The following is a 13724-nucleotide window of genomic DNA, read 5'->3' on the forward strand; positions in this document are numbered from 1 at the left end:
GCATGACGGCGTCAGCGAATAGCTAGCCCCAGCTCACGTCATGGCGGGCCAGGACCTCGCGCACCTTGGCGACGAGATCGGTCTCGCTGCACGAGAACTGCGCCGGCCGCGTCTCGCGCCATTCCTGGTTGGAGGCGATCGCGGCGGCCGCCTTGGCGCCCTCGATCAGATCCTTGACCTGCACCTCGCCGCGCGCCTTTTCATCCGAGCCCTGGATGATGACGCAAGGTGAGTTGCGGCGATCGGCATATTTGAGCTGGTTGCCCATGTTCTTGGGGTTACCCAGATAAAGCTCGGCGCGGATGCCGGCACCTCGCAAGCTCGCCACCATCTTCTGATAGTCGGCGACGCGGTCGCGGTCGAACACGGTAACGACGACTGGGCCGAACTCGGGCCGCGTGTCGAGCTTGCCGAGCAGCGTCAGCGCGGCCTGCAGCCGCGACACGCCGATCGAGAAGCCGGTCGCCGGCACCGGCTCGCCGCGGAAGCGCGAGACGAGGCCGTCATAGCGCCCGCCGCCGCCGACCGAGCCGAAGCGCACCGGGCGGCCCTTCTCGTCCTTGGTGTCGAGCAGCAGTTCGACCTCGTAGACGGGGCCGGTGTAATATTCGAGGCCGCGGACGACGGAGGGATCGATCTTGATGCGATCCGCGCCATAGCCCGACGCCGTGACCAGCTTTGCAATCTCTTCCAGCTCGCTGACGCCGGCCTGACCGACTTCGCTCTTGGCGAGATAGGTTTCTGCCGCGGCAATTGCTTCTTTCCAATCCTCGCGCGGCTTGGTGATGGCGAGAACGACGTCGGCTTCCGCCGCGCTCAAATTGGCGCCCTTGGTGAAGTCGCCCTTGCCTTCCTCGCCACCGTCCCAGCGTCCGGGACCAAGCAGCTTGCGCACTTCGTCCGCGGAAAACTTGTCGAGCTTGTCGATCGCGCGCAGCACGGTCAGTCTGCGCGCCGCATTTTCCTCACCTGCCAGGCCAATGGCTTCCAGAACGCCGTCGAGCACCTTGCGGTTGTTCACCTTCACCACGTACTGGCCGCGCGCGATGCCGAGCGCCTCCATCGTGTCCGCCGCCATCATGCAGATCTCGGCATCCGCCGCCGGCGTCGCCGAACCGACCGTATCGGCATCGAACTGCATGAACTGGCGGAAGCGGCCGGGGCCGGGCTTTTCGTTGCGGAAGACATAGCCGACGCGGTAGCTGCGATAGGGCTTCGGCAGCGTATCGAAATTCTCGGCGACGTAGCGGGCGAGCGGCGCGGTGAGGTCGTAGCGCAGGCTGATCCACTGCTCGTCGTCGTCCTGGAACGAGAACACGCCCTCGTTCGGGCGATCCTGGTCGGGCAGGAATTTGCCGAGCGCGTCGGTGTATTCCATCGCCGGCGTCTCCACCGGCTCGAAACCGTAGAGCTCGTAGACGGCGCGGATCTTCTCGACCATCTCGCGCGTCGCCCGGATCGCTGAGGGATCGCGATCCTCGAGCCCGCGCGGCAGACGCGCCTTCAGTTTCTGGGGTTTTTTGGGTTTCTCGGCCATGCGCGGCGTTTACCAGCCGCGGCGCGGGGCGGCAACCGGGGGCTTTTACCCTCTCCCCTTGCGGGAGAGGGTGGCTCGCCGCGAAGCGGCGAGACGGGTGAGGGGTCTCTATCCACAAACGCCATGCTGAGTTCGCGGAAACAACCCCTCATCCGGCGCTTCGCGCCACCTTCTCCCGCAAGGGGAGAAGGAAGAAGGTCATTCTACGGCTGCTCCATCCGCGCCCGGAGCGCGTCGGCGTCGGCTTTCGGCATGGATTTGAGCAGCGGCTTGATGGTTTCGCCCCCGACGATCTTGCCGTTGCGCATGAACATCCAGTCCGAGATGTCGGCCTCGGTGAACTTGACCGCGTCGCCTGCGTGTTTGCCCGGCAGATCGCGCGGCTCGTTGGCGAACAGGCCCGAATATGTCCCGCCGGGCTGCTTCTTCAGTTCGCCGATCCAGACGTGCTCGCCGCCCCTGCGGGTCGTAAAGTGTACCTTCAGGGCGTGTCCGGTCTCGGACGGCTTTGGCGATTCATAGGAAGTCCAGAAGGTGGGGAGCGTGGCGCGGGCTCGCGCGATCGCCGCATTCATCTCGGGATCGCCGGTGCGCACGTCGACGATCGGCGAGCGGTCCTGCGCTGCGACCTCGTGCGTGGGGCCGATGGTCAGGATGCCGAAAACGGAAGCGCCGGTGATGGCGGCGAGTACGATCCATTTCATGGGTTGGGAGAGTTTCATTGCCATGATTGCGATGTCCAGGATGCTTGTTGTGTCCTGGCTTTGTCGCCTGTCGGCAGCAGCACGTTCACTGCGCAAGAGTCCACAAACATTGCGCTTCTTACCCTCCCCTGGAGGGGGAGGGTCGGCTCGCATCTGAGCGTAGCGAAGATGAGAGACGGGGTGGGGTGACGGTCTCTCCACATCGAACACTGCCCGAGTTGAGAGATCACCCCACCCCGCTCGCGCTGCGCGCGATCGACCCTCCCCCTCCAGGGGAGGGTGACGAGATCAAAACACCTTGCGGATCCAGTTGTGCGGATCGTTGGTGCGGCCGTACTGGATGTCGACGAGCTGCTTGCGCAAGCCCATGGCGACGGGGCCGGCCGCACCGCCCGAGATCTCGAAGTCGCCGCTGACCGAACGCACCTTGCCGATCGGCGAGATCACGGCGGCGGTGCCGCAGGCGAACGCTTCCTTGAGCCTGCCTGCGGCCGCATCCTTGCGCCACTGATCGAGCGAATAAGGCTCCTCGCGCACCGTCTTGCCCGCATCCCGGGCGAGCGCGATGATGGAGTCGCGGGTGATGCCGGGCAGGATGGTGCCGAGCGGCGGCGTCGAGAGCGAGCCGTCGTCGAACACGAAGAACACGTTCATGCCGCCGAGCTCCTCGATGTAGCGGCGCTCCACCGCATCGAGGAAGACGACCTGGTCGCAGCCATGCTGGATCGCCTCGGCCTGGGCGCGCAGGCTCGCGGCATAATTGCCGCCGCATTTCACTGCGCCGGTGCCGCCGATCGCGGCGCGCGTGTAGTTCTCCGACACCCAGATCGAGACCGGCGCAGGCCCACCCTTGAAGTAGGAGCCGACCGGCGAGGCGATCACCGCAAAAATGTATTCGGACGACGGCTTGACGCCAAGGAAGGTCTCGCTCGCGATCATGAACGGGCGCAAGTAAAGGCTGCCCTCGCCGCCCGGCATCCAGGCGCGGTCGATGCGCACGACCTGCTCGACCGCCTCGATGAAGACGTCTTCGGGCAGCTGCGCCATCGCCATGCGATCGGCCGAGTCCTTGAAGCGCCGCGCATTGGCGTCGGGGCGGAACAGGTTCACGCCGCCGTCGTCGCGCTTGTAGGCCTTCAGGCCTTCGAAGATCTCCTGGGCGTAGTGCAGGACCGCGCCGGCGGGATCGAGCTGGAAGTTGGCGCGCGCCTCGATCTTCGCCTCGTACCAGCCGCCCTTGGCCTGGTTGTAGCGGACGATGGCCATGTGATCGGTGAACACCCGCCCGAAGCCGGGATCCACCAGCTTGGCGACACGGTCCTTCTCAGGCGTCGGATTGGATGCGGGCTGGATGTCGAATGTCATGCTCATGTCCTTGCCTCCCGCTGCCGGTGGCGGCGCTGTTTCTCGCGCCCGCCTGCCCGTTCGGGCCCGGCTGGCTTGATTGGGTTTCTGGCCGGACCGCCACCAGCCATGTTACGGCCGGTTTCCGCGGCCAGCATGTCCCCGAGGACATGCTTTTGCGGAAGGCGGAAGTCCAGTATGTTTTGCCGAAATGCCGCTCGACAATCGCACGGTAGATCTGCTTCGGCCGTCGCCGCCTGTCCGGCTCTCTCCGGCCGTCCTGCTCCGATGCCACCCGGCGCGAAACGATCTAAAGTTTCGTGTGGGTCGATCCTTTTGTAACATTGAAACCAAGATACGTCAATATGCCTGACATAAATTTCGCGACTCCCCCTCAAGATGCCGCCGGGACCAAGCCGGCCGCAGGTGACGGAGGCAATTTGCGCTGGGATATCATCGAGCTGCTGTTCTTCGCCTATCGCGATTTCGTCGGCGATCCCGACCAGGAGCTGGAGGCATTCGGCTTCGGCCGGGCCCATCACCGGGTCATGCACTTCGTCTACCGCTATCCCGGGCTGAAGGTCGCCGATCTGCTCGACGTCCTGCGCATCACAAAGCAGTCGCTCGGCCGGGTGCTGAAGCAGCTCCTGGACGAGGGCTATATCGTGCAGAAGACCGGCGACAATGACCGTCGCCAGCGCCTGCTCTACGCGACACCGAAGGGCGAGGCGCTGGTGCAGAAGCTCGCCGGACTGCAGACCACGCGGATCACCAGGGCGCTCGCCGAGATGGGGCCCCAGGATGCCGAGACGGTCAAGCGCTTCCTGCGCGCGATGATCGACCGCGACGATCCGGACAAGGTGCTCGAGACGATCTTCGCTTCCGTCAACCAAGACGCCAAGGAGTGACCGTGCCGCTCGCTGCCACGATCGCCCGCCCGCCGGTGCAACCGGCCGATGATGCCCCGCATCTCTTGCTGGTCGATGACGACCGCCGCATCCGCGACCTGCTCTCGCGCTTTCTTGCGAGTGAAGGCTACCGCGTCACCACCGCGGCGAGCGCCGGCGATGCGCGCTCGAAGCTCATGGGCCTGCATTTCGATCTCCTGATCCTCGACGTCATGATGCCCGGCGAGACCGGCTTCGACCTCGCCCGCTTCATCCGCACCTCGTCGTCGGTGCCGATCGTGATGCTGACGGCGCGCCACGAGGCGGAAGCCCGCATCGAGGGCTTGCAGATCGGCGCCGACGATTACGTGGCAAAGCCGTTCGAGCCGCGCGAGCTGGCGCTGCGCATCAACAACATCCTCAAGCGCGCCGCGCCGCCGCCGCAGGCCACGGCGGTCGAGAAGATCGCGTTCGGTCCCTATGTCTACCATCTCGAGCGCGGCGAATTGCGCCAGGGCGAGGAGGTCATCCACCTCACCGACCGCGAGCGCGAGATGCTGCGGATTCTCGCGGAGACGCCGGGCGAGACCGTGCCGCGCAGCGCGCTGACCGGCAACGGCAGCGTCAATGAGCGCGCCGTCGACGTGCAGATCAACCGCCTCCGGCGCAAGATCGAGACCGATCCTGCCAATCCGCTGTTCCTGCAGGCGGTGCGCGGCATCGGCTACCGGCTGGTGGCCTCGCCATAAACCAGTGAAGCGCGCCAGATGAGCACGATCGATACCGGCCTGACGCTTCTGAAGAGCGCCGCCGGCCGCGTCTCCGCCGCCAACGGCTGGATGGGCAACGCGTTCAAGGGCTGGATGCCGACCGGCCTCTACGCCCGCGCGCTCCTCATCATGATCGTGCCGATGGTGGTGCTGCAATCGGTCGTCGCCTTCGTGTTCATGGAGCGGCACTGGAACACGGTGACGCGACGCCTGTCGGCCGCGGTGGTGCAGGACATCGCCGCACTCATCGACGTCTACAAGGGCTATCCCCAGGACAAGGACCGCAACGAGATCCGCCGCATCGCGCAGCAGCGGCTCGGTCTGGTCGTCGATTTCCTGCCCGCCGGCGACATGCCGCCGCCGGGACCAAAACCGTTCTTCTCGCTGCTCGACCAGACGCTGTCGGTGCAGCTCGGCCGCCAGATCGGGCGATCGTTCTGGATCGATACGGTCGGCCGCTCTAACTTGGTCGAGATCCGCATCCAGCTCGACGATGCCGTGATGCGCGTGTTCGCGCAGCGCAGCGCCGCCTATGCCTCCAACTCGGAGATTTTCCTGTTCTGGATGGTCGGCACGTCCTCGATCCTGTTGATCGTGGCGGTGCTGTTCCTGCGCAACCAGATCAAGCCGATCCTGCGCCTTGCCGATGCCGCCGAGAGTTTCGGCAAGGGCCGCGAGGCGCCGAACTTCAGACCGCGCGGCGCGCGCGAGGTGCGGCGCGCGGCGGTCGCCTTCCTCGAAATGAAGTCGCGCATCGAGCGCACGATGGAGCAGCGCACCGCGATGCTCGCCGGGGTCAGCCACGATCTGCGCACCATCCTGACCCGCTTCAAGCTCGAGCTGGCCCTGATCGGCGACAATCCCGAGCTCGAGGGCATGCGCAAGGACGTCGACGAGATGTCGATGATGCTGGAGGATTACCTTGCGTTTGCGCGCGGCGATTCCGGCGAGCAGTCGCAACCGACCGACATGGCGCAGGCGCTCGAGGAGCTGCGCAGCGATGCCGAGCGCCACGGCCATACCGCGACCGTCGCCTTCAACGGTCTGCCCGTGGTGACGGTGAAGCCGGCCTCGTTCAAGCGCTGCCTCGCCAACCTCGTCACCAATGCAGCGCGCTACGGCAAGAACATCGCCATCACCGGCCAGCGCGATCACCGTTATTTGACGGTCACCGTCGATGACGACGGCCCGGGCATACCCGCGCACTTGCGCGAAGAGGTGTTCAAGCCGTTCCTGCGGCTGGACAACGCCCGCAACCAGGACGAAGGCGGCACCGGCCTGGGGCTCGCGATCGCCCGCGACATCGCCCGCTCGCATGGCGGCGACATCACGCTGGGGGACAGCCCGATGGGGGGATTGAGAGCGAGCGTGCGGATTCCGGTGTAGGCTTTCTTACCTCTCCCCGCTTGCGGGGAGAGGTCGAATGCGATCGCAGATCGAATTCGGGTGAGGGGGTACAGGTCCCTTGACGACCGCACGTGTGGAGAGAGGCCCCTCACCCCAACCCTCTCCCCGTAAGAACGGGGCGAGGGAGCGCACCGATTTTCGGACTACTGTCTCGCGACCATCTGACCCTACTTCGGCAGCAGCGCCTTCAGCTTGTCCATGTCGCGCGTGTTCATCTTGAAGCCGCCGGGCATGACGATGTCGCCGGGTTTCTGATCCGGCTTGCAGGCCCCGAGCCATTTGGCTTGCAGCGTCGTGGTGCTATCGCGCCCGGCCGTGCCGGCGACGCCGCCTTGCGCATGCGAGGTCGTCTTCACCGTGTAGGCCGAGTTGAAATCGCCGGTGATCTCCGCATGCGAGGTCGTGCTGACGCCGGCGACGCTGCACTCGGAATCGCTGACATAGCCGGTCGCAGTCTTCTTGATCTCCTGCTTGGCGCAGATCTGCTTGGCCATCGGGGAGACGTTATTGCTCATCTCCTTGTCGACGGTCTCGTCGGTGCAGTGCTGCATGGTCATCTCGGGCACCGGCGAGCCTGATGTGACCAGCTTCATCTCCCAAAGACCGGGTTTGCGTACCGGCAGGTCGTCGGCGCTGGCGCCGCCTGCCGACAACGCGAGGCAGAGCGTCGAGCCGAGCAAAGCGAATTTGCGCGTCATGTCGAAGGCTCCCGGCTGAGAGAAGTGCGGCGCTACGACAGCACCTCAGTAGAGCGTGCGGATCGGCCGATCGGCGGCGCCATAGGGCACCCAGCGGCAGGCGAACGAGATGTAGCCGCCCTCATAGGCCTGCACGCCCAGGAATTTCGCGACCTTGCCGTAGCGGGCGCAGTGATCGACCGCGACCTGACGCGCATCGACCTGGGTCGCCATCGAATAGGCGATGATGCCGCCGGTGTCGTTGCCCTTGAACGGCGGCACCGGAGCAAAGATGTCGGCGCGCGCCGACTGGCTCGCCATCATGCCCGAGACAACCAGGCTGGCAAGAAGGCCCGCGGCCGCAATGATTCGCATTCCCGTCACTCCAATTGGCTGGCGCCAGTTTACGGTGCCGGGAGGGGCGTGAAAAGAACCGAACCCTGTTGGCCGCGACATCTTGGTCAAGTCCTGGCGAAGTGTTGCCGCGCTGCACTTGACCTCCCCCAACCTTCGCGGCACCGTCCGACCTTCGCAAGAGCCAGCTGTCCGGATTGACCATGCGCGCCCCCTCCCAGAAATCGCTCCGCTTTGCCGCCGTGCTCGGCCTCATGTTGGGAGCGCTGTCGCTCGGCGAGGCCAGGGCCGCCAATCCGCTCGAGCTGAATTTCTGGCTGAGCGGGCCGCGCTATGACGGCGCCGTGGCCGATTGCGACAGGGCGCTGCCGACGATCGCCACCCAATTCTGGGAAAAGGAAAGCGGGTTCTGGAATTCCCCGTTGAAGATCACCGGCTTCTCCGCCGTTCGCGAGGTCGCGTTCCGCCCCTGGCAGTCCGACAACATTCCGCGCCGCTATTGCACCGCTGACGCCATGCTCACCGACGGCAAGGTACGCAAGGTGCATTTCTCGCTCATTGAGGATGGCGGCTTCGCCGGCTACGGCAACGGCGTCGAGTGGTGCGTGGTCGGCGTCGACCGCAACTGGGCCTACAATCCGGCCTGCCGCGCCGCCAAGCCCTGACCCGAAGCGGCTGATTAGGGCTGATCAGCCGGCCGACGACTGCCGCCCCAATTTTGTTCTTGAAATGTTCCCATCGCCTGCTAGGCTGTGCGCACAGTCTAGTTGAGGGGCGTCGCCATGTTTCACTCCCGATTGCGTTCGTTGTCCCGTCTGATGATCTCGCTGACCCTCGCAACTGGGTTGGCCACCCTCGCCGGCGGTGCGAAGGCGCAGGACAAGCGGCAGAACGCACCCGGCGAGTTCGATTTCTATGTGCTGTCGCTGTCGTGGTCGCCCTCGTTCTGCGAGGAAGCAGCCGAACGCGGCGGCCGGTCCCAGATGCAATGCGGCGGCCGGCCCTACGCGTTCGTGGTGCATGGGCTGTGGCCGCAATACGAGAACGGTTTTCCGGAATATTGCCAGCGGCCGGCGCCGCGCCTGAACCGCAACATCGTCTCCTCGATGCTCGACCTGATGCCGGCGCCGGGCCTGATCTTCAACGAGTGGGACAAGCACGGCACCTGTTCCGGGCTCGAGGGCCGCAGCTATTTCGAGATGATCCGCAAGGCGCGCGCCGCGATCAAGATTCCGACCGAGTATCTCGATCTGTCACAACCCAAGACCGTCGCGCCGGCGGACGTCGAGGAGGCCTTCATCAAGGCCAATCCGGGTCTCAGTAATGCCGCCGTCTCGGTCACCTGCAACCGGACACGGCTGTCCGAGGTCCGCATCTGCCTCAGCAAGGACCTGCAATTCCGCGCCTGCGACGAGATCGAGCGCCGCGCCTGCCGCCGCGACCAGGTGACGATGCCGCCGATCAGGGGCGGGTAGGCCCGTCATTGCGAGGAGCCCTTGCGACGAAGCAATCCAGACGGCCTTCGCGGAAAGATTCTGGATTGCTTCGCTGCGCTCGCAATGACAAGGGGATGGGATCGCGCCAGACAACGTAGTCCTATCCCATGAACTACCGCCACGCCTTCCACGCCGGCAGCTTCGCCGATGTCATCAAGCACATCGTGCTGGCGCGCATCCTCACTTATCTGCAGGACAAGCCGGCAGCGTTCCGCGTCATCGACACCCATGCCGGCGCCGGCCTCTATGATCTCGACAGCGACGAGGCGCGCCGCGGCGGCGAATGGCTGACCGGCATCGCGCGGCTGCTGCAGGCGCGCCTGTCGAACGAGAGCGCGGCGCTGACGAAGCCCTATCTCGACATCGTCCGCGCCTTCAATCCGAAGGGCGAGCTCAAGATCTATCCGGGCTCGCCGTTGATCGCGCGCGGCCTGCTCCGGCCGCAGGACCGGCTCGTCGCCTGCGAGCTCGAGCCGAAGGCACGGAAAGCGCTGATCGACGCGCTGCGCCGCGACGAGCAGGCCCGCGTGGTCGATCTCGACGGCTGGGTGGCGCTGCCGGCTTTCGTGCCGCCGAAGGAGCGGCGCGGCCTCGTGCTGATCGATCCGCCCTTCGAGGCCAAGGACGAGTTCGAGCGGCTCGGCGACGTCTTCTCGGCGGCGTTCGCGAAATGGCCGACCGGTATCTACGTAATCTGGTATCCCGCCAAGAACCGGCGCGCCACCGACACGCTGGCGCAAACCGTGGCGCGGCTCGCAGCTGCAGCAAAGCCGACCGGAAAATGCCTGCGCCTCGAATTCAGCGTCGCGCCGCAAGCCGACAGCGCCGCCCTCACTTCCACCGGGCTCCTGATCGTCAACCCGCCCTACACGCTGCACGGCGAGCTCAAGACCATTCTGCCGGAGCTGGAAATACCGCTCGGCCAGGGCGGGGCTGCCAGATTCCGACTGGAGGTACCCAAGCCTTAACGTCAGGCCGTAACACTCCGGCATTCTTGGGAAAAATATGCAGGACCGGTAGTCAATCTGCAAAGAACCGTATTATGCTATTTCCGTGACTGGCTTTACGTTCCGCTTCCGCGAATGGTTGCGGCGGAGTGAAGGCCCTAAGAAAGATCCCGCCGGACCGATCAGGTCCGTCCAAGGGATGGCCAGCTCCCGGGCTCCGTATGGCCCGGTCATGTCGCGACGTGAGTCTGCGTCGCGGCGGAGGAGCAATGAGGGGGAGTTTCCCGATGGCCATGACGGGAACGGTCAAGTTCTTCAACGGCGAGCGCGGCTACGGCTTCATCAAGCCTGACGACGGCGGTCGCGATGTCTTCGTTCACATCACCGCTGTGGAGCGGGCGGGACTGAAGGACCTTGCCGAAGGACAGCGTATTACTTTCGAAGTCGAACCGGACAAGAAGGGGAAGGGACCAAAGGCGGTCAATCTTGTGATCCTCTCCTAGCGAGCCTGGCGCGAAAAAAATCCCGGCCGCGAGCGGCCGGGAGGCTGGTCCGGTATTTTCTTCTTTGGATGTCAGAAGCGATAGTTCACGCCTGCGCGGACAACGCTGGCGCTATAGCCGTTTGATACGCCCGTAATTGCGAACTGGCTGGTCGACAGATCGATGTAGAGATATTCGAGCTTGGCGCTCCAGTTCGGCGTGAGGCCGACTTCCGCACCGGCACCGATGGTCCAGCCGGCGGTGGTGTGCGACTCCGTCCAGCCGAAGGTCTGCGCCCGCAGCTCGCCGAAGGCGAGCCCGGCGGTGCCGTAGAACAGCACGTTGTTGAACGCATAGCCGGCGCGGCCGCGCAGGGTGCCGAACCATGGGTTGGAGAATTTCCACGGCGCAAAGGTGTCGTCGGCGCCGACGGCCTGGATGTCGCCCTCGACACCGAACACCCACGGGCCGTTCTGGAAATTGTAGCCGGCCTGCACACCGCCGACGAAGCCGGACGGCTTGGTGGGGTTGTTGTCGACCGAGCCCCATTGATAGCCGATGTTGCCGCCGAGATAGGGACCTGCCCAGCTATAGGCATTGAGCGGCTGATTGACGGTATAGGGCGCACGCTGCCCGTAATTGAGATCGGCGGCCTCTGCCGAAGCTGTCCAGCCGGCTGCAACCAACGCGGCTGCGCCCACAACGAGCCTCTTCATCACTCACTCCAACGCAACTGTCGCAACCGAGCGATGTCCGCGCCGCCGCGCGAGCAAAACCGGACGGTTACGGAACCAAGAACTTTTCGCGTAGGATTTATCGAGAGTTTTAAGTTAAAGGGCTGTTAAGTCGGGTTACCGCCCGCTTAACAGACTTAAGGAAGCGTTACCGGAAACTGGCCGCCATCCTCTTGCGTGCGGCATGGCCGGAACTTCAAATCGGCACCCCCAGCGCCTAAATTCGCCCCATGGTTCACGATTCCTCCGACAATCCGGACGACCGCGCGCGCAAGCCGCCGCAGCCTGCTGCGAGCGACGCCCCGCCCGAGCGGCTGGCCGCGCCGGACGTCGATCCCGCGGCGGCAGGCGGCGACGACGAGGACGATGCGCTGCTGCCGGACATCCTGGAAGAGAGCGGCGCCGTCGGCGAAGGCCCGCTCGCGATCGGTCACGAGGCGATCGAGCGCGCGGTCCGCCTCGCGCCGACCTCGCCCGGCGTCTATCGCATGCTCAATGCGAGCGCCGACGTGCTCTATGTCGGCAAGGCCAAGAACGTCAAAAAGCGCCTGTCCAGTTATGCGCGCCAGAGTGCGCCACTGCCGGCCCGCATCCTGCGCATGATCGCGGCCACCGTCACCGTGGAGATCGTCTCGACCACGACCGAGACCGAGGCGCTGCTGCTGGAAGCCAACCTCATCAAGCAGCTGCGGCCGCGCTTCAACGTGCAGCTGCGCGACGACAAATCGTTTCCCTACATCCTGATCACCGGCGACCATTGGGCGCCGCAGATCCTCAAGCATCGTGGTGCGCAGACCCGGCCCGGACGCTATTTCGGCCCGTTCGCCTCTGCTGGCGCGGTCAACCGCACCATCACGGCGCTGCAGCGGGCGTTCCTGATCCGCTCCTGCACCGATTCCTTCTTCGAGAGCCGCACCCGGCCCTGCCTGCTCCACCAGATCCGCCGCTGCGCCGGCCCCTGCACCCGCGAGATCGATTTCGGCGGCTATTCGACGCTGGTGCGCGAGGCGAGCGACTTCCTCTCCGGCAAGAGCCATGCGGTGAAGCAGGAGCTCGCCGGCGAGATGGAGAAGGCCTCGAACGAGCTCGAATTCGAGCGCGCCGCACTCTACCGCGACCGCCTCGCCGCGCTGTCGGCGATCCAGTCGCAGCAGGGCATCAACCCACGCACGGTGGAGGAAGCCGACGTGTTCGCCATCCACCAGGAGGGCGGCTTCTCCTGCGTCGAGGTGTTCTTCTTCCGCACCGGACAGAACTGGGGCAACCGCGCCTATTTTCCGCGCGCGGAGAAGAGCTTTACGCCCGAGGAAGTGCTTGGGTCCTTCCTGGCCCAGTTCTACGACGACAAGCCGCCGCCGAAGAATATCCTGCTCTCGCACGAGATCGAGGAGAGCGAGCTGCTCGCCAATGCGCTGTCGATCAAGGCCGGCCACAAGGTCGAGGTCACCGCGCCCAAGCGCGGCGAGAAGAAGGAGCTGGTCGCCCACGCACTGACCAATGCGCGCGAGGCGCTCGGCCGCAAGCTCGCGGACACCGCGACGCAAAGCCGCCTGCTCGAGGCCATGGCCGCGACGCTGAGCCTGCCGCACATGCCCAAGCGCATCGAAGTCTACGACAACAGCCACATCCAGGGCACCAACGCGGTCGGTGCCATGATCGTCGCGGGCCCTGATGGCTTCGTGAAGAACCAGTACCGCAAGTTCAACATCAAGTCGGAAGGGATCACGCCCGGCGACGACTTCGCCATGATGCGCGAGGTGCTGGAGCGCCGCTTCAAGCGCCTGATCAACCCGCCCGAGGACGCCGCCACCAAGGCCAAGGACGACGATTTCCCGCAATGGCCCGACCTCGTCATCATCGACGGCGGCCGCGGCCAGCTCAACGCGGTGCGCGAGATCTTCGCCAATCTCGGCCTCACCCAGGTGTCGCTGATGTCGGTGGCCAAGGGGCCGGACCGGGATGCCGGCCGCGAGACCCTGTTCATGCCGGAGCGCGAGGCGATCAAGCTGGAGCCGCGCGATCCCGTGCTCTATTTCATCCAGCGCCTGCGCGACGAGGCCCACCGTTTCGTCATCGGCTCGCACCGCAAGCTGCGCAAGAAGGACATCCGCGAGGCCGGCTTGCAGGAGATTCCGGGCATCGGCCCGTCACGCAAACGTGCCTTGCTGCATCATTTCGGCACCCTGAAAGAGATCGAGCGGGCCTCGATCGCCGATCTCGGCAAGGTTCCGGGGGTCAGCGCCGAGAGCGCCCGCAGGATTTTCGAGTATTTCCATCCCCAGCCGGGGTGAACTAAGGAGGCGGCGGTCATATGGTCGTCGCATCCTGCATCCCATTTGGGAGTGGAACGGTTGACCTTCAGGCTTGAGCGGTATTGGTAGGACG

The 13724-nt window shown here is 65.1% G+C and carries 14 protein-coding genes; 8 read left to right on the top strand and 6 right to left on the bottom strand.

Annotated features, from left to right (window positions below; translation table 11 throughout):
- Window positions 1–22: 22 nt before the first annotated feature.
- The 3 genes from hisS to ACNJYA_RS34605 form a co-directional block, all read right to left on the bottom strand.
- Complete coding sequence (gene hisS / locus ACNJYA_RS34595; RefSeq protein WP_212259370.1) at window positions 23–1537, bottom strand: histidine--tRNA ligase; 1515 nt, start codon at window positions 1535–1537, stop codon at window positions 23–25.
- Between the two features lie 203 nt (window positions 1538–1740).
- The gene (locus tag ACNJYA_RS34600) at window positions 1741–2265 is read right to left on the bottom strand and encodes a YegJ family protein (protein ID WP_439401552.1); all 525 of its coding nucleotides are present in this window, start codon (window positions 2263–2265) and stop codon (window positions 1741–1743) included.
- Between the two features lie 264 nt (window positions 2266–2529).
- On the bottom strand, window positions 2530–3612 hold the full coding sequence (locus ACNJYA_RS34605; protein WP_212259368.1) for a branched-chain amino acid aminotransferase: 1083 nt from the start codon (window positions 3610–3612) through the stop codon (window positions 2530–2532).
- Window positions 3613–3950: 338 nt separating this feature from the next.
- On the opposite strand from ACNJYA_RS34605, the gene ACNJYA_RS34610 reads away from it, so the two are divergent.
- The 3 genes from ACNJYA_RS34610 to ACNJYA_RS34620 are packed head-to-tail and all read left to right on the top strand — an operon-like array spanning window position 3951 to window position 6628.
- Entirely contained in the window at window positions 3951–4493 is a 543-nt protein-coding gene (locus ACNJYA_RS34610) for a MarR family winged helix-turn-helix transcriptional regulator (RefSeq protein WP_172788761.1), read from the top strand.
- Window positions 4490–5221 (top strand): response regulator, encoded by a 732-nt coding sequence (locus ACNJYA_RS34615; protein WP_212259367.1) that lies wholly within the window; start codon window positions 4490–4492, stop codon window positions 5219–5221. Before ACNJYA_RS34610 ends, ACNJYA_RS34615 begins: the two co-directional genes overlap by 4 nt.
- A gap of 18 nt (window positions 5222–5239) precedes the next feature.
- A complete protein-coding gene (locus tag ACNJYA_RS34620; RefSeq protein WP_172788763.1) occupies window positions 5240–6628 on the top strand; it encodes an ATP-binding protein in 1389 nt (462 codons plus the stop codon).
- Window positions 6629–6816: 188 nt separating this feature from the next.
- Here the strand turns inward: ACNJYA_RS34620 and ACNJYA_RS34625 are convergent, their stop codons facing one another.
- Entirely contained in the window at window positions 6817–7347 is a 531-nt protein-coding gene (locus tag ACNJYA_RS34625; protein WP_271509094.1) for a DUF3617 domain-containing protein, read from the bottom strand.
- A gap of 45 nt (window positions 7348–7392) precedes the next feature.
- Window positions 7393–7701 (bottom strand): hypothetical protein, encoded by a 309-nt coding sequence (locus tag ACNJYA_RS34630; RefSeq protein WP_172788765.1) that lies wholly within the window; start codon window positions 7699–7701, stop codon window positions 7393–7395.
- Between the two features lie 182 nt (window positions 7702–7883).
- Here ACNJYA_RS34630 and ACNJYA_RS34635 point away from each other — a divergent pair, with 182 nt between their 5' ends.
- The 4 genes from ACNJYA_RS34635 to ACNJYA_RS34650 all read left to right on the top strand — a co-directional run bounded on the left by ACNJYA_RS34635 (window position 7884) and on the right by ACNJYA_RS34650 (window position 10626).
- The gene (locus ACNJYA_RS34635; protein ID WP_172788766.1) at window positions 7884–8345 is read left to right on the top strand and encodes a hypothetical protein; all 462 of its coding nucleotides are present in this window, start codon (window positions 7884–7886) and stop codon (window positions 8343–8345) included.
- Between the two features lie 117 nt (window positions 8346–8462).
- A complete protein-coding gene (locus ACNJYA_RS34640; RefSeq protein WP_439364650.1) occupies window positions 8463–9155 on the top strand; it encodes a ribonuclease T2 family protein in 693 nt (230 codons plus the stop codon).
- A 128-nt stretch (window positions 9156–9283) separates the two neighbouring features.
- Entirely contained in the window at window positions 9284–10144 is an 861-nt protein-coding gene (locus ACNJYA_RS34645) for a 23S rRNA (adenine(2030)-N(6))-methyltransferase RlmJ (RefSeq protein ID WP_439401553.1), read from the top strand.
- A gap of 266 nt (window positions 10145–10410) precedes the next feature.
- Window positions 10411–10626, top strand: a complete 216-nt coding sequence (locus ACNJYA_RS34650; protein WP_008544396.1) for a cold-shock protein — start codon at window positions 10411–10413, stop codon at window positions 10624–10626.
- Between the two features lie 71 nt (window positions 10627–10697).
- Here ACNJYA_RS34650 and ACNJYA_RS34655 read toward each other — a convergent pair whose 3' ends face one another.
- Entirely contained in the window at window positions 10698–11321 is a 624-nt protein-coding gene (locus ACNJYA_RS34655) for an outer membrane protein (protein WP_439401554.1), read from the bottom strand.
- A gap of 248 nt (window positions 11322–11569) precedes the next feature.
- Here ACNJYA_RS34655 and uvrC point away from each other — a divergent pair, with 248 nt between their 5' ends.
- On the top strand, window positions 11570–13630 hold the full coding sequence (uvrC, locus tag ACNJYA_RS34660) for an excinuclease ABC subunit UvrC (RefSeq protein WP_439401555.1): 2061 nt from the start codon (window positions 11570–11572) through the stop codon (window positions 13628–13630).
- Window positions 13631–13724 lie beyond the last annotated feature (94 nt).

Source organism: Bradyrhizobium sp. BLXBL-01 (assembly GCF_051853025.1).
Taxonomy (GTDB): Bacteria; Pseudomonadota; Alphaproteobacteria; order Rhizobiales; family Xanthobacteraceae; genus Bradyrhizobium.